Source organism: Streptomyces sp. NPDC059248, assembly GCF_042753905.1.
Taxonomy (GTDB): Bacteria; Actinomycetota; Actinomycetes; order Streptomycetales; family Streptomycetaceae; genus Streptomyces.
The window spans coordinates 58,709-74,546 of the sequence record NZ_JBHYZV010000022.1 but is presented as its reverse complement, the minus strand read 5'-3'; the positions used below and the strand labels follow the sequence as shown (position 1 = coordinate 74,546).

The 15,838-nt window shown below is 70.7% G+C and carries 13 protein-coding genes and 1 tRNA gene; 8 read left to right on the top strand and 6 right to left on the bottom strand.

Translation table 11 applies throughout. The annotated features are described in order from the left end of the window. Window positions 1–272 precede the first annotated feature (272 nt). Window positions 273–1,109, bottom strand: coding sequence for a MurR/RpiR family transcriptional regulator (locus ACFXG1_RS12160; RefSeq protein ID WP_384723396.1), 837 nt, complete (start codon window positions 1,107–1,109; stop codon window positions 273–275). Between the two features lie 207 nt (window positions 1,110–1,316). Here ACFXG1_RS12160 and ACFXG1_RS12155 point away from each other — a divergent pair, with 207 nt between their 5' ends. After that, window positions 1,317–1,748 carry a hypothetical protein gene (locus ACFXG1_RS12155; RefSeq protein ID WP_384723399.1) on the top strand — a complete coding sequence of 144 codons (432 nt, stop codon included), beginning with the start codon at window positions 1,317–1,319 and terminating at the stop codon, window positions 1,746–1,748. A 402-nt stretch (window positions 1,749–2,150) separates the two neighbouring features. Here the strand turns inward: ACFXG1_RS12155 and ACFXG1_RS12150 are convergent, their stop codons facing one another. After that, window positions 2,151–3,554 carry a cystathionine beta-synthase gene (locus ACFXG1_RS12150; protein ID WP_384723387.1) on the bottom strand — a complete coding sequence of 468 codons (1,404 nt, stop codon included), beginning with the start codon at window positions 3,552–3,554 and terminating at the stop codon, window positions 2,151–2,153. A 153-nt stretch (window positions 3,555–3,707) separates the two neighbouring features. Here ACFXG1_RS12150 and ACFXG1_RS12145 point away from each other — a divergent pair, with 153 nt between their 5' ends. Further along, the gene (locus ACFXG1_RS12145) at window positions 3,708–4,832 is read left to right on the top strand and encodes an SGNH/GDSL hydrolase family protein (protein ID WP_384742270.1); all 1,125 of its coding nucleotides are present in this window, start codon (window positions 3,708–3,710) and stop codon (window positions 4,830–4,832) included. Window positions 4,833–4,910: 78 nt separating this feature from the next. Here the strand turns inward: ACFXG1_RS12145 and ACFXG1_RS12140 are convergent, their stop codons facing one another. Continuing rightward, window positions 4,911–5,375, bottom strand: coding sequence for a hypothetical protein (locus ACFXG1_RS12140; protein ID WP_384742268.1), 465 nt, complete (start codon window positions 5,373–5,375; stop codon window positions 4,911–4,913). A 399-nt stretch (window positions 5,376–5,774) separates the two neighbouring features. Here ACFXG1_RS12140 and ACFXG1_RS12135 point away from each other — a divergent pair, with 399 nt between their 5' ends. The 3 genes from ACFXG1_RS12135 (at window position 5,775) to ACFXG1_RS12125 (ending at window position 9,672) form a co-directional block, all read left to right on the top strand. After that, window positions 5,775–6,995, top strand: coding sequence for an acetyl-CoA C-acetyltransferase (locus ACFXG1_RS12135; protein WP_384722338.1), 1,221 nt, complete (start codon window positions 5,775–5,777; stop codon window positions 6,993–6,995). A gap of 308 nt (window positions 6,996–7,303) precedes the next feature. Beyond that, window positions 7,304–8,251, top strand: coding sequence for a hypothetical protein (locus ACFXG1_RS12130; protein ID WP_384742266.1), 948 nt, complete (start codon window positions 7,304–7,306; stop codon window positions 8,249–8,251). Between the two features lie 203 nt (window positions 8,252–8,454). Next, window positions 8,455–9,672 carry a lipase family protein gene (locus ACFXG1_RS12125; protein ID WP_384719961.1) on the top strand — a complete coding sequence of 406 codons (1,218 nt, stop codon included), beginning with the start codon at window positions 8,455–8,457 and terminating at the stop codon, window positions 9,670–9,672. 109 nt (window positions 9,673–9,781) lie between these two features. On the opposite strand, the gene ACFXG1_RS12120 is transcribed toward ACFXG1_RS12125, so the two are convergent. Further along, on the bottom strand, window positions 9,782–10,138 hold the full coding sequence (locus ACFXG1_RS12120; protein ID WP_384719959.1) for a hypothetical protein: 357 nt from the start codon (window positions 10,136–10,138) through the stop codon (window positions 9,782–9,784). 98 nt (window positions 10,139–10,236) lie between these two features. On the opposite strand from ACFXG1_RS12120, the gene ACFXG1_RS12115 reads away from it, so the two are divergent. Beyond that, complete coding sequence (locus ACFXG1_RS12115) at window positions 10,237–10,473, top strand: DUF4287 domain-containing protein (RefSeq protein ID WP_384719957.1); 237 nt, start codon at window positions 10,237–10,239, stop codon at window positions 10,471–10,473. 110 nt (window positions 10,474–10,583) lie between these two features. Here ACFXG1_RS12115 and ACFXG1_RS12110 read toward each other — a convergent pair whose 3' ends face one another. Beyond that, window positions 10,584–11,471, bottom strand: a complete 888-nt coding sequence (locus ACFXG1_RS12110) for a Bax inhibitor-1/YccA family protein (RefSeq protein WP_384719955.1) — start codon at window positions 11,469–11,471, stop codon at window positions 10,584–10,586. 463 nt (window positions 11,472–11,934) lie between these two features. After that, window positions 11,935–12,018: transfer RNA gene (locus tag ACFXG1_RS12105), tRNA-Leu, on the bottom strand. Window positions 12,019–12,456: 438 nt separating this feature from the next. On the opposite strand from ACFXG1_RS12105, the gene ACFXG1_RS12100 reads away from it, so the two are divergent. Both ACFXG1_RS12100 and ACFXG1_RS12095 read left to right on the top strand, forming a co-directional pair. Next, on the top strand, window positions 12,457–13,218 hold the full coding sequence (locus ACFXG1_RS12100; protein ID WP_384719801.1) for an ABC transporter ATP-binding protein: 762 nt from the start codon (window positions 12,457–12,459) through the stop codon (window positions 13,216–13,218). Window positions 13,219–13,264: 46 nt separating this feature from the next. Then, window positions 13,265–15,799 carry an ABC transporter permease gene (locus ACFXG1_RS12095; protein ID WP_384719799.1) on the top strand — a complete coding sequence of 845 codons (2,535 nt, stop codon included), beginning with the start codon at window positions 13,265–13,267 and terminating at the stop codon, window positions 15,797–15,799. The last annotated feature ends 39 nt before the right edge of the window (window positions 15,800–15,838 follow it).

The window sequence follows — 15,838 nt, the reverse complement described above, 5'->3', positions numbered from 1 at the left end:
GGTTCCCCGTCCCCGGGAGGTTAGGGCCTGTCTGACGGATCTTGCTGGGGCTCGCGTGCCCTGGCACCGCGCCTCGCCGCGTTGTCGTCAATCACCAATGGCCCCCTGCGCCTAACGGCGCGGGCGGTACCCCCACCGCAGTGGCTCAATCCTCCGCCTTGCGATCCACGGCACCAGACCCCGCTCACTACCCCAGCCTGATCCGTCAGAAAGACCCTAGCCCTGCTTTCTGAGCGCCGCCTGAGAACGGGCGCTCCGGCCGGGATCGGGGCCTACTCGGCGAAGAGGCCCCGGGCCGCCGCCCTGGCGTCGAACTCCTCCAGCCGGGTCTGCGCGTCGGGGAGTTCGTCGCACATCGCCTCCAGCAGCACCCGGCCCAGCAGCATCGGCCCGCACGCCGTGTCGAACGAGAGGCCGGTGCCGACGGCGGCCGGGATCAGCAGATCGCTCGCGGCCGCGACCGGCGCGAAGGCCGAGTCCGCGACGGTGACCACGGTCAGACCGGCCCGCCGGGCCCAGCCGAGGGCTTCGACCACCTCGCGCGGGTGCCGGGGCAGGGCGAAGCAGAGGAGGGCCGTGGCACCGGCGTGCCGGGCGTCCTCGATCCGGTCGGCCAGCAGGGTGCCGCCCTCGTCGAGGAGGCGGACGTCGGGATGGACCTTGCCCGCGAAGTACGCGAAACCGCGCGCCTGCGCGGCAGCGGCCCGCAGCCCGAGCACAGGCAGCGGCCGGGACGCGGCCAGCAGCCCGGCCGCGCGGACCACCGGCGCGGGGTCGGCCAGCAGCTCGCTCAGCCGCCGGAGGTTCTCGATCTCGGCGCCGACGGCCTGCTGGTACTCGTTGAGGGCGTCCACCGCGGGTACGACACCGGGCGGGACGACCTCCCGCAGATGCCGGCGCAGCGCCGGATAGCCGTCGAAGCCGAGCGCGACGGCGAACCGGGTGACGGAGGGCTGGCTGACCCCGGCGACCTGGGCCAGCTCCACACTCGACAGGAACGGCACATCGGCGGCGCGGCGCACCATGCTGTGCGCGATCCGCCGCTGGGTGGGGGTGAGCCGGTGCCCCTCGAAGAGCTGCTGCAACCGTGCGGCGGGGCTGTCCGTCATGCCTGGTCCTCCTGCTCCCCAGGGCCCGAACGGTTCGGCGCCGGGACTCCGCCAGCTTATTCAGCCGCCCGGAACTCTGCATGACTATATGCAGACCGGTGGGGGCTGACCTGGCCGGGAGGCGCCGGTACCCGGGGCCTCCCATAGGGGAAGTCCGGGGGGTATCCCCACTGACAGCGGCGACGGCGGGCCCGTAGTTTGGACGGCATGGAAGCCCGCGATCCTGAGCTGAGGAAAGAACTCGACGCCACCCTGCACGCCCGCCGTGATCTGGGCGAGGAGTACGAGTCCGCGCTCGTCGACTCCTTTCTGGAGAAGGTGGAGCAGCGCGTGGACGGCACCGTGGACCGCCGGGTCCGCCGCCAGCTCGCCGAGCAGCAGATGGTGGTGGCTCGGGGGACCAGGCCGTCGCAGCCGGAAGACTCCAACTTCGGCGAGCGGTTCGGCTTCGGGATCCTCTCGATGATCCTGGCCGTGCCGCTGACCGCGATCGGTGTGGTCAACGCCGGATTCAGTGGTCTTGTGGTCACCTGGCTCGGCATCGTCGGGGTGAACTTCGTCCACGCGGCACGGGGCCGCGGGTTCTTCGACCGGGTCCGGAGCCGTAAGGAGAAGTCGGACTCCGACTGGGAGGCGTGACGGCCGGGGCGCACTCCGGCTGAGCACCGCCGCTCCGGCCCCCTGCCGGGGCTCTCAGGCTTCCGGGCCGTGCGTTGGTGAGCCGCGCGGCCCGGGACTGGTCGGCAAGGAAATACGCGGGGACCGCCACCTCCGGGCCGCCTGCCCGGAGACGGGACGTCGGCGGTCCCCGCGTACGGACGCGTACGGACCGGCCGGTGAAGGCCGGTCGGCGCCGCGTCCTGGCGCCTTCGGGTCCGGGAGCCGCTCCGGAGGGTCCAAGACGCCGGTCTGGTGTCGGCGGGGCCGTCCCCTGGCCGGGGCCCCACCGACACCTCTACTCTCCCCGCCCCGTGTTAAGCCGGTGCTGCGGCTGTGTGAAAGCCTCGTTCCATCCCGGTGAAGCGGGCCGGGTGCCTGAAGCTACGACCGCGCGCCCTCGGCCAGGAACGACAGCAGGTCCTGGCGGCTGATGACGCCCTTGGGCTTCCCCTCCACCAGCACGATCGCCGCGTCCGCCGCGCTCGCCGTGTCGCCGAGCACCGCCATCAGATCGGCCACCGGCTCACCGGAGCCGACCTGCGGCAGCGGCGCGCTCATATGCTTCTCCAGCGGGTCGCCCAGCGTCGCGCGCCCGGTGTAGAGCGCGCCGAGCAGCTCCCGCTCCACGACGGAGCCGATGACCTCGGCGGCCATCACATCGGGGTGTCCCGCGCCCGGCTTGACGATCGGCATCTGGGAGACGCCGTACTCCCGCAGCACGTCGATCGCCTCGCCGACGGTCTCCTCCGGGTGCATATGGACCAGGCTGGGGATCTTCCCGCCCTCCTTGTGCCGCAGTACGTCCCCGACGGACGCGGCGGGCCCGGCCTCCTCCAGGAAGCCGTAGTCGGCCATCCACTCGTCGTTGAAGATCTTCGAGAGATAGCCGCGGCCGCTGTCGGGCAGCAGGACCACCACGACGTCGTCGGGACCGAGCCCCTCGGCGACCTTCAGGGCCGCGACGACCGCCATTCCGCAGGAGCCGCCGACCAGCAGTCCCTCCTCCTTGGCGAGGCGGCGGGTCATCTGGAAGGAGTCCTTGTCCGAGACGGCGACGATCTCGTCCGTGACGGACGCGTCGTACGCGGTCGGCCAGAAGTCCTCGCCGACGCCCTCGACCAGGTAGGGGCGGCCGGAGCCGCCGCTGTAGACGGAGCCCTCGGGGTCGGCGCCGACGATCCGCACCCCGCCGTCGCTGACCTCCTTCAGATAGCGGCCGGTCCCGGAGATCGTGCCTCCGGTGCCCACGCCCGCCACGAAGTGGGTGATCTTCCCGTCGGTCTGCTCCCACAGTTCGGGACCGGTGGTCTCGTAGTGCGAGCGGGGATTGTTCGGGTTGGAGTACTGGTCGGGCTTCCAGGCGCCCGGGGTCTCCCGGACCAGCCGGTCGGACACGTTGTAGTACGAGTCCGGGTGCTCGGGGTCGACCGCGGTGGGGCAGACGACGACCTCGGCACCGTAGGCGCGCAGGACGTTGATCTTGTCGGTCGACACCTTGTCCGGGCAGACGAAGATGCACTTGTAGCCCTTGCGCTGGGCCACGATCGCCAGTCCGACTCCGGTGTTCCCGCTGGTCGGCTCCACGATCGTGCCGCCGGGGAGGAGCGCGCCGCTCTCTTCCGCCGCCTCGATCATGCGCACGGCGATGCGGTCCTTCACCGAGCCGCCGGGGTTGAAGTACTCGACCTTGGCCAGGACGGTCGCCTGGATCCCCTCGGTCACGTTGTTCAGCTTCACCAGCGGGGTATTGCCGACCAGACTGATCATCGAGTTGTGAAAGCGCACAATTGTTCTCCGGGGTCTCCGTCTGAAAGGTGCCAGGTCCGAGGGTGCTGAAGGGTGCGGTCCAGCGTATGCGCACAGGACCGTGATTGGGCGATGCGGGTTACCGGGCAGTTAGGTCTTGACGACAGGAGGTGGGCGGTGTCGGGAGCGAGAGTGGCACGGCGTATCGCCGCGGGCGCGGCCTACGGCGGTGGCGGCATCGGCCTGGCCGGTGTGGCGGCCCTGGGACTGGTGCTGGCGGAGGTCCAGCTGGCGAAGCGGACGGTGGCCGGTGGTATCGCCCCCCTGCCGCCGCGCGGCGACGGACTGTACGGGCTGGCGTTCGGCCGGTCCCGGCCGCTCTTCCTGGGTGTGCTCGGCGACTCCACGGCCGCCGGGCAGGGGGTGCGCCGGGCCGGTCAGACCCCGGCCGCGCTGCTCGCCTCCGGTCTCGCGGCGGTCGCCGAACGCCCGGTGGACGTGGTCAATGTCGCCCTTTCGGGCGCACGCTCCGACGATCTCGACCGCCAGGTGACGCTGCTGCTGTCGGACGCGTCCCGGCTCCCCGACGTCTGCGTGATCATGATCGGGGCGAATGACGTCACCCACCGGATGCCGCCGACGGAGTCCGTACGGCATCTGGCGGCGGCGGTCCGGCGGCTGCGGACGGCCGGGGCCGAGGTCGTCGTCGGCACCTGTCCCGACCTGGGCACGATCGAACCGGTCTATCAGCCCCTGCGCTGGCTGGCCCGCCGGGTCTCGCGCCAGCTGGCGGCGGCGCAGACGATCGTCGCGGTGGAGCAGGGCGGCCGGACGGTGTCCCTCGGTGATCTGCTGGGCCCCGAGTTCGCGGCGAATCCCCGCGAGATGTTCTCGACCGACAACTACCACCCGTCGGCGGAGGGGTACGCGACCGCGGCGATGGCCATGCTCCCCACGGTCTGCGCGGCGCTCGGCCTGTGGCCGGAGGCGGACCGGCCGGACGCGTCGCGGGACGAGAGCGTGCTCCCCGTCGCCCAGGCGGCGGCCACCGCGGCACGGGAGGCGGGCACCGAGGTCACCCCGTCCCGGGCTCCCTGGGCCCTGCTCAAACACCGCCGCCGGCGGCGGCTGCCGGAGGAACACGGCGGGCACGGAGACCACGGAGGGCACGAAGAGCCCGGGACGGCCGGGGAGCCCGGGACCGCCGGGACCGCCGGGGATACGGCGCCCCCGGAGCAGCACCCGACCGACTCGCAGCCCCCGAAGCCGTCGAAGCCCTCCACCCACCCCCCGCGCTTCCGGGCACACCGCCGCTGAGGCATATGCGAAACGGCCCGATCCCACGAGGGAATCGGGCCGTCCGCCTTTTACGGTCGCGTCACGTCACCATAAAGGTCAGATAGTGACCGGGTACTGACCCGAGCAGGTCTCGTCCCCATTGCTGATATAGCCCACACAGACCGTCATCCAGGCCCTGGCGCCCTCATCCGAGTGGTTTTTGCTCACATGCTTCTCATAGCCTTCGCCGTCATTCGACTTCGTCGACGCGGAATGCGCCCGGCTGGCGAGATACGTCCTGACGTAAATACCGTCGGTCCGCTGGTTCCGCGCGATGAGCGTGTCGCCCGGCAGGTTCTCCAGCGACTCCGGGTTCTGCCGCCACTTGCCCCAGCCCAGACGCACCCCGTTGCGTATGGCCTCCACCTGGAGACCGTTGGTGGCGCTCATCACGTTGTACGTCACCCCGGTGGGCGGCGCGGGCAGCGGCTGGGCCTGTACGGTCCCCGCGCCCGTCAGCAGACCGGTCGCCGCGATGACGGTAGCCCCGGCAAAAACTCCGAAGCGATTACGCATACGCATAGTTTCACCCTCCATCGGCTTGGCATGGTCGGGCCACACCAATTCGGCGAACATCACATCCGATCGCGTTCAAAGGCGCAACGGATCACGCGATATCACGGCCGTCCCGAGGGTGTATGGAAATCACGCCGGGCGAAGGGGAATAAATTCACGGACCGACTGTCGCGGCGCGACACCGGGTGGCGCAGCCCGCCCCGTACGGGCCCCGGACCGCGCGCCGGGGCGGGAACAGCGGGAGACAGGGGCGGGGACGGGGGTGAGACGGGACGGGACGGGACGGGTGACAGCCGACTGAGCGGACGCTTAGAATTGAGGTGACCGTCACACTCCGACACCCGTGACCCCGCTCCTACCTGGCGGTAGCTTCCAACCAGCCCACCCCCTCCACCAGGAGCCGTGATGCCCGAAGCCGTCATCGTTTCCGCCGCCCGCAGCCCGATCGGCCGGGCCTTCAAGGGCTCCTTGAAGGATCTGAGGGCCGACGACCTGACCGCGACGATCGTCGGGGCCGCCCTGGCGAAGGTGCCCGGACTCGACCCCGCCGAGATCGACGATCTGATGCTGGGCTGCGGTCTGCCCGGCGGCGAGCAGGGCTACAACCTGGCGCGGATCGTCGCCGTACGGATGGGGCTCGACCACCTCCCCGGCTGCACGATCACCCGCTACTGCTCCTCGTCCCTCCAGACCTCGCGGATGGCGCTGCACGCGATCAAGGCCGGCGAGGGCGATGTCTTCGTCTCGGCGGGCGTGGAGATGGTGTCCCGTTTCGCCAAGGGGTCGTCCGACAGCCTGGAGGACACCCGGAACCCGGTCTTCGACGAGGCGCAGGCCAGGACCGCGAAAGTCGCCGAGGGCGGCGTCGACGAGTGGCACGACCCGCGCGGGGACGGGCTGCTCCCGGATCCGTATATCGCGATGGGGCAGACCGCGGAGAACCTGGCCCGGCTGAAGGGCGTCACCCGGCGCGAGATGGACGAGTTCGGCGTACGGTCCCAGAACCTCGCCGAGGCGGCCATCGCCGCGGGCTTCTGGGAGCGCGAGATCACCCCGGTGACCACGCCCGACGGCACGGTCGTCAGCCGGGACGACGGCCCGCGCGCCGGGGTCACGCTGGAGGGCGTCGAGTCGCTGAAGCCGGTGTTCCGGCCGGACGGACTGATCACCGCGGGAAACTGCTGCCCGCTGAACGACGGCGCCGCGGCACTGGTGATCATGAGCGACACCAAGGCGCGCGACCTGGGACTGACCCCGCTGGCCCGGATCGTCTCCACGGGCGTGTCGGCGCTCTCCCCGGAGATCATGGGCTACGGCCCGGTCGAGGCGTCGAAGCAGGCGCTGTCGCGGGCCGGTCTTACGGTCGGCGACATCGATCTCGTGGAGATCAACGAGGCGTTCGCGGCACAGGTGATCCCCTCCTACCGGGACCTCGGGATCGCCCTCGACAAGCTGAACGTCAACGGCGGCGCGATCGCGGTGGGCCACCCGTTCGGAATGACCGGCGCCCGCATCACGGCCACGCTGATCAACAGCCTCCAGTTCCACGACAAGCAGTTCGGACTGGAAACGATGTGCGTGGGTGGTGGCCAGGGGATGGCGATGGTCCTGGAGCGACTCAGCTGAGCGGAAGTGGAGGGTAGGGGCCGCAACGGACGCGACCGAAGACAGGGAGAGGTTGAGCTGAGAAGCAGGCCGGAGAAGGGGCTTCACCAGCGGTTCCGTACGTCGTTCTCCAGTCGTGATGGAAACTGCCCCAGGATGTGACCTTGCCCCTTTTCCACTCCCATTTCCGCAGGTCAGAGGCGTCGACACGTTAAACCGCAGGCCGAAAGTCCTGTCCAATTCGTGACGTATTGCACTGACAGGGGCGGACACCCCGTCGCAAGCTGATGTAGGAAGTCGGGGGTGTCGATGAAATCGGGAGTACGTCAGTGAGCGCCTTGTCTCTTGCTCTGCTGCTGACCACGGCCGCTGCCACGGCCGTGGGCGCCGCTGCCCTGCACGCCGCCCACGGGCTGCGCCGCCAGGTCACGGCTCTTCGCACCGAACTGTCCGTCGTCTCCGACGCCGCCAGGGCCACCGCCGAGGCCGCTTCGGCCGCCACCGCGGTGGCGGCCGGTGTCGCCGCCGTACCGCAGGCGCGGTCCACGCCCGCCGCCGAGATACGCGCGGCCGTCGCCGAGGCCCTCGCCGAGGAGCGGGAGCGCGAGCTGGCCGAGGCGCGGGCCTTCTGGGCCGCGCAGGAGGCCCGGGACGCCGCGGACGCGCCCGCGCCGCTGGTCGGCGGGGTGTCGGCGCCGGGGGCGGCCGGCGCTCCCGGCGAGGAGCTGCCGTTCTACGTACCGCGGCAGGCCGATCTCGTCGGTCTGGAGGCCGTCGACCACGACATGGCCGAGGCGCTGGACGAACTGTCGGAGCTGTCGGAGCTGACCGGGCTCACCGAGCTGACGGGGCTCACGGACCTGGGCGAGGACGTCCCGGAGTACGCCGAGTACGCCGAGGACTCGCCCGAGCTGGCCGCCGCCCGCCGCCGGCACCCCTCGCACCCCGACTTCGTCCCGGCGCAGTCCCCCGTGAGCACGGACCACGAGCGCACGGTGTCCCGGCTGGAGGAGCTGGCCGAGGCGCGGACCGAACTGGCCGACGTACGGCCCGGCCCGCTGGGGACGCTCGATGTGTACGTCTTCGTGGACGGTACGACCCTGTGCATGACCCCCGGTCACCGTGAGACCGCCGAACAGCTGGCGCGGGCGCTGCGGAACGGCGAGACGCCCCTGCTGCTGGGCGGTTCGAGCGTCTCGGGGGCGTACGCGCTCACCTTCGTCTGCGGTGACGAGACGGTCTACGTCCTCGCGGACCGGGTCATCGCGTCGCTGTAGCCGACCACCGCCCCCCGCTCTCCGGACCCGCCCCTTCCCCCTCCCTTCCTCTTCCCCCGCCCTCGCGCCGATCGCGCGAGGGCGTTCGCGTTGCCGGGCCCGTCCGGTGATTGGCTCGATCGCTCCCCCGCGGATCATCACGTCGTCGAGAATGCCCGCACGGTCGCCGTACCGGCGTTCCGACTCCTCCGAAGGGTTCGACCGTGACCTCCATACGCCGCCCGAGCCGTCCCGGCGTTACCCGCCGGGCGACCGCGGGCGCCCTGGCGCTGACCGCCCTCACCGCGGGCCTGACCGGATTCGCCCCCGCGAGCGCCGCCCCCGCCCCCGCCGACGCCGACGACCATCGCGGCGCGGCGGTCGTGCCCGCGCCGGGCAGCGGACGGCTCCTGAAGGCCACCGACCTGCCCGCCGAGGCCCGTCCGCACGGCGGGCCGGGGCAGCTGATCACGTACACCTCCACGGGGGCGAGGGGCGACCGGGTGACCGTCTCGGGGCTGCTGTTCGCCCCCGCGGGACCGGCCCCGGACGACGGCTGGCCCGTGGTCTCGGTGGCGCACGCGACCGTGGGCCTGGCCGACGCCTGCGCCCGCAGCCGTACGACGGCGGGGCGGTTCGCCCACGATCCGCGGATCCGGGCCTGGCTGGACGCCGGGGTCGCGGTCGTCGCCTCCGACTACGAGGGCCTCGGCACCCCGGGGCCCCATCCGTATCTCCATGTCCGCAGCGCCGCCTACAGCCTCGTCGACGCCGTGCGCGCCGCCCGGCAGGCGGGCTTCGGCATCGGACGGGACTGGGTGGCGACCGGCCATTCGCAGGGCGGGCACGCGGCGGTCGGCGCCGCGGTGTACGCGGAGCGGTACGCGCCCTGGCTGAACTTCCGGGGCGCGGCGGCCACCGCGCCGCCGACCGAGATGACGCGCCTGGTGTCCGACCGCTCCACCTCGCCCACCCAGGAACGCGCCCTGCGGACGGCGCTGTACCCGCTGGTGATCGAGGGCATCCGGGCGTTCAAGGCGCAGCGCGACTTCAGCGGTCTGCTGAGCGACCCGGGCCGCGCCCTGCTCCCGACGGCGAAGGACAAGTGCTTCCCGGACGTTGTCCAGCAGGTCGTGGTGGGGGGCCTGAAGGACGACACGGTCTGGAAGACCCGTCCGGAGAGTTCGGCGGGGCTGATGCGCGAGCTGCGGCGGAATGTGGACACCCCGGTGGTCCGGCTCGACGTACCGCTGTTCATCGGCCAGGGCGGGCGGGACGAGGTGGTGCAGGCGGACGTCACCGCGTCGTACGCGGCCCGGCTGGCCGACGCGGGTTCCGATGTGACCTACCGGGAGTACCCGGCGGCGGGGCATACGACGGTGCCCGACGCGGCGGCGGCGGAGAGCACGGCCTGGTTGAAGGAGCGCCTCGGCGTACGGTGACGGGCGCGACGGGCGGGGCGGTGGCGCGGGTGCGGCGGCGCGGCGGGGGATCCGGCCCGTCACCGTGCCCCGTCAACGCCCCCGAGTCACGCCCCGGCGCCGCGCCGCGTCAGGGGAACGCGCGCCGCTTCGCCGTACGGATCGCGTCGACGGCCTCGTCAACGGCGTCGTCGCCCCCGGCGGCGGCCCCCGCACCGCCCGGGTCCCGCTCCGGGGCCGTCCTCAGCGCCTCGGCCAGATCCGTCGCCGCCACCAGGACCTGGTCGGCCACGGCGAACAGTCCCGCGTCCGGCATGGTCACCGGCTCCCGCCCCGGCTCCTCCAGCAGTTGGGCACGGCGTGCCAATTCCCTGGCCAGTGTGAGTCCCTCCGCCGCCGCGCCACGCGCCAGGCGGCTCTGCGGGGCGCCGCGCAGGGTGTCGGCGAAGCGTTCGGCGGCATCGAGGAGAGGGGTCGTATCGAGCACACGGCAGCCTATGCACACCCCAGGGACTGTTGCCAATACGCGAAGCCTCGGGCACGGTGTCGGGAAGGAGCACACGCGCGACGCGTCCGGAGGCGCCGATGTCCCCAGCCCCGATCTTCTCCGAAGAGACCCACCGCAATCTCCTCTCCCGCATTCCTCATTGCACCGGCCGGGAGATCTCGGAATGGCTTCACACCGTCGAGGACGGCCCCTCCCTCGTTCGATTCGAGGAAAAGGTGAGCTGGCTCCGGAGTGAGTACGAACTCTCGTACGGCCATGCCAAGGCGATCATCCACGAGTACGACCTGCGGCGGGCCGCGCGCAAACTCCTGTAGCCGGGGGGCGCGCGACGCACGACATCAACGGGGCGGAACGGCGGAAGGGCCCGCCGGCACGATGCCTGCGGGCCCTTCCTCACAGCTAGCCGTGTGAAACGGTGCCGGGATCAGTCGTCGCCGGAGAGGATCGAGAGCACCCGGAGCATCTCCAGGTAGATCCAGACCAGCGTCATGGTGAGACCGAAGGCCGCGAACCAGGCCTCCTTGCGCGGGGCACCGTAGGTGATGCCGTCCTCGACCTGCTTGAAGTCGAGCGCGAGGAAGCAGGCGCCGAGGATGATGCCGATCACACCGAAGAGGATGCCGAGACCACCGCTGCGCAGGCCGAGACCGTCACCGCCGCCGATCACGGCGACGAGGAGGTTGACGGCCATCAGCAGCATGAAGCCGATGGCCGCGCCGATCACAAAGCCGTAGAACCGGCGGTTGACGCGGATCCAGCGCATCTTGTACGCGACCAGCACACCGGCGAAGACCGCCATCGTGCCGAGCACGGCCTGGGCGACCACACCCGGGCTGATGTAGGTGCTGACGGCGCTGGAGATCACACCGAGGAAGACACCCTCGAAGGCCGCGTAGGCCAGGATCAGCGCCGGAACCGGCTTGGACTTGAAGGACTGGACCATCGCCAGGACGAAGGCGACGAGCGCGGCGCCGATCGCGATGCCGTACGACTTGCCGAGGCTGCCCTCGTCGACGGGCAGCATGATCCACGCCAGGGCGGCGGTGACGACGACCGTGCCGAGCGTCATCGCGGTACGCGAGACGACGTCGTCGATCGTCATCGCGCCCGAACGCGGCTGCTGACCGGCGTCGACCTGCGCGTCCGTGGGCGCGTACGGGTTGGTCGCGTAAGGGTTGCCCGTGGTAGGGGCCTGCGCGTACGGGTTGGTTCCTACGGCGGCGCTCCCGGCCTGCGGCTGCGCGTTGAAGCCCGCCGTGCCGTTGTCGCGGCTGAACCCCCGTCGCGAGAAGACCGGGTTACTGCTCCTCATCTCACTCCTCCATGGCCGCCGAGCGCGGCCTTAGCGACAAGAGTAATGCGAGGGCAAAGATCCGGCCCTCGTGCCAGCGGAGGATCTTTCCAGATCGTGACGCTTTTCTCAGATCGTTTCCGTCGGCTTCGGGTCGCGTTCCCGCACCCGTCCCGGAGTACACCTCGCCGCCGTGCCCCGGACACCGACCGCACCCCACGCGCACCCCACCCGCACCCACCCCCGCAGACCGTCCGGAGCCGGGAGGGTCCGGCCCCTCCCGGCCCGGACCCTCGACCGGCCCGGACGGCGACCGAACCTGAGGTGGCGGCCGAACCTGAGGTAGTGGCCGAGCCGGAAGTAGTGGCCGGCCCGGACGCATGGGATCCCGAACCGCGGGCACACGGGAAAGGGAGCGCCGTTCGGCGCTCCCTTTGGAGTTTCAGTCTTCAACGATTCTCGGGGTCTTCTCCGGGTGGGTCGGTGCCCGAAGCCGGACTCGAACCGGCACGCCCTGTAACGGGCAGCGAGGTTTAAGCTCGCCGTGTCTACGTTCCACCATCCGGGCCAGAATGAGGGTGCCGCTACGGGGGACGAGCCTATCGGCGGCCCGGTCGGCGACGGCTGGCAGATGGCCCGATCTTGTCTGATTTTATTGCCGCCTGATTAAGCGTCAGTGCAGGTGAGAGCCGTGTGCGTACAGGTGTCCCGACAGTTGGTCACCCTCACGACTTCATGCGATTGACGGAAACTCGACGCCCGCGCGATCGCGTCGGCGCACGGCCGGGCGGGGGTGTCGTACGGATGCGCCGGGCGCCCGGACGTCACCCGATCGATCGACGGGGCCACGGAACGGGGTCATACCAAAGGAGGAGGATCGGGGTCCGGGGTGCGACCCAAGAGTGTCCCGGGAACGGGCACGGGGTCTGACGTACCGGCCCATCGGGTGAGGAGAGGATAAGAGCGTCCCGATCGACATCGACAGGAGCCTCGCCTCGTGACCACCATGAACCTCACCCACCGCGCCGCCGCCGTGGCCGCCCGCGCCACGGACCTGTCCAAGGTGTACGGACAGGGCGAGACCCAGGTGATCGCGCTCGACGGCGTCAGTGTCGATTTCCGGCAGGCCGAGTTCACCGCGATCATGGGCCCTTCGGGCTCCGGCAAGTCCACCCTGATGCACTGCGTGGCCGGCCTCGACACCTTCAGCTCCGGCTCCGTCCGGATCGGGGACACCGAACTGGGCACCCTCAAGGACAAGCAGCTCACCCAGCTCCGCCGGGACAAGATCGGCTTCATCTTCCAGGCTTTCAACCTGCTGCCGACGCTGACGGCGCTGGAGAACATCACGCTCCCCATGGACATCGCGGGCCGTAAGCCCGACAAGCAGTGGATGGACAACGTGATCAACATGGTGGGGCTCTCCGGGCGGCTCAGCCACCGCCCCACCCAGCTCTCCGGCGGTCAGCAGCAGCGCGTCGCGGTCGCCCGCGCCCTGGCCTCCCAGCCGGAGATCATCTTCGGTGACGAGCCGACCGGAAACCTCGACTCGCGCTCCGGCGCCGAGGTCCTCGGCTTCCTCCGCAACTCCGTGCGCGAGCTGGGCCAGACCGTGGTGATGGTCACCCACGACCCGGTCGCCGCCTCCTACGCGGACCGGGTCATCTTCCTCGCCGACGGCCGGGTCGTGGACGAGATGATCGACCCCTCCGCGGACGGCGTACTCGACCGGATGAAGGCATTCGACGCCAAGGGCCGGACCAGCTGACCCCGGCTGCCCCCACCGCCCGGCTCTCACCCCAGGACTGAATGACATGCTCCGTACCGCTTTGCGCAACATTCTCGCGCACAAGGCCCGATTGCTGATGACCGTCCTCGCCGTGATGCTCGGCGTGGCCTTCGTCGCGGGCACCCTGGTCTTCACCGACACCCTCGGCAGCGCCTTCCGCAAGCAGTCCGCGAAGGGCTACGAGAAGATCGCCGTCCAGGTCCTCAGCCCCACCGACAAGGGCAACGACCAGGGCCTGCCCGACTCCGTCGTGACGAAGATCGAGGGCCTGGGCCAGGTCGACCGGGCCGTCGGCCGGGTCGACGGCTTCGCCGGCGTCGCCGACCGCAAGGGCAAGCTGATCGGCAACGGCTGGGCCAACAGCGGCGGCAACTTCGCCCCCGGCAAGGACGGCAAGGACCCGTCGTACGACTTCACCCAGGGCGCGGGACCGGCGGCCGCCGGGGAGATCGCCCTCGACGAGTCGACCGCCGACAAGGGCGACTACAAGATCGGTGACACGGTCCGGGTCGCCACCACGGGACCGGTCAAGGAGTTCACCCTCTCCGGCGTCTTCACCACCGACGACGGCGCGGTGAACGCGGGCGGCAGCCTGGTCCTCTTCGAGACCGCCGTGGCCCAGCAGCAGTACCTCAAGCCCGGCCACTTCAGCAGCGTCACCGTCACCGCCAAGGGCGGAGTCTCCGACGACACGGTGCTCGCCGCGGTGAAGCCGCTGCTGCCGAAGGACGCCGACGCGGAGACCGGCACCCAGCTGGCCGACGAAGAGGCCGACATGATCAAGCGCGAGATGAGCGGCATGAGCACCATGCTGCTCTCCTTCGCCGGGATCGCGCTCTTCGTCGGGATCTTCCTGATCGCCAACACCTTCACCATGCTGGTCGCCCAGCGCACCCGTGAGCTGGCCCTGATGCGCGCCGTCGGCGCCTCCCGCCGCCAGGTCAAGCGCTCGGTCATCCTGGAAGCCGGTCTGGTCGGCGTACTCGCCTCCGCCGTCGGCTTCGGTATCGGCCTCGGCCTCGCCGTCGGGCTGCGCTCCCTCGTCGGCTCCTTCGGCGCCAAGATCCCCAACGGTCCGCTGATCATCTCGCCGACCGCGGTGCTCTCCGCGCTGATCGTCGGTGTGGTCGTCACCGTGCTCGCCGCCTGGCTGCCCGCCCGGCGCGCCGCGAAGATCGCCCCGGTGGCCGCGATGAGCAGCGTCCACGCGACGGCCTCGTCCAAGTCGCTGCTGATCCGCAACATCATCGGCAGTGTGCTGACCGCGGCCGGACTCGTGATGATCGTCGCGGGGGCCGGGAACAGCAACGGCAGCACCGGGCGGATCATGATCGCCGCCGGGGCCTTCCTCTCCCTCATCGGGGTCATCATCCTGATCCCGCAGCTCTCCCGGCCGATGGTCGCCTCGATCCGTCCGCTGCTGGTCCGGGCCTTCGGGGTCTCCGGCAAGCTCGCCGCGCAGAACGCGGTCCGCAACCCGCGCCGTACCGGTGCCACGGCCTCCGCCCTGGCGATCGGGCTGACCCTGGTCACCGGTCTGACCGTGATCGGGGTGACCATCGGCCAGGCCATCGACAAGATGACCACCGACAACATCCGCGCCGACTACCTGGTCACCATGAGCAGCGGCACGGCCCTCGACCTCTCCGCCGTCACGGCGCTGTCCGGGGCGAAGGGCGTCGAGTCGATCTCCCGCGTCCAGCGGGCCCATATCGACATCAAGGGCACCGGCGAGAACGTCTCCGGTGTCGACGCGGCCGGCTTCGGCGGTGTCTTCGACGTCGACGTCCTCTCCGGCTCGGTGAAGACCCTCGCCGACGGACAGATCGTCGTCGAGGAATCCGCCGCCGACAAGCACGGCTGGAAGCCCGGCGACAAGCTGCCGGTCGTCTTCGAGAAGAACGACAAGAAGACCCCGAAGACCCTGACGGTCGGCGCGGTCATCGCGGACAACGAGATGGTCTCCGACTTCGTCCTCGACCATAGGGTGCTCGCCCCCTTCGAGGAGAAGCCCGACATCAGCGAGGTCTGGGTGGCGATGGCCGGCGGTGAGACCAAGGCCAACGAGCAGGCGCTGGTCGACTCCCTCGGCAACAACCCGGCCATGACCGTCATGGACAAGCAGGACATCCGCAATATGTTCGGCGGCATGATCAACACCATGCTGAACGTCATGTACGGCCTGCTGGCGATGGCCCTGATCATCGCGGTCCTCGGGGTCGTCAACACCCTGGCGATGTCCGTCTTCGAGCGTCAGCAGGAGATCGGCATGCTGCGGGCGATCGGTCTCGACCGGCGCCGGGTGAAGCGGATGATCCGGCTGGAGGCCGTGGTGATCTCGGTCTTCGGCGCGGTGATCGGCGTCGGCCTCGGCACCTTCCTCGGCTGGGCCATCGGCGAGACCTTCCGGGACTCCGTCCCGGGCTACGAGCTGGTGATCCCGTACGAGCGGATCGCGATCTTCCTGCTGCTGGCCGGTGTGGTCGGCGTGCTGGCCTCCCTGTGGCCCGCCCGCAGCGCCGCGAGGCTGAACATGCTGACGGCCATCAAGACCGAGTAGCCGGTACGCGCGACACGGCGGGCCCCGGGATCCTTCGAG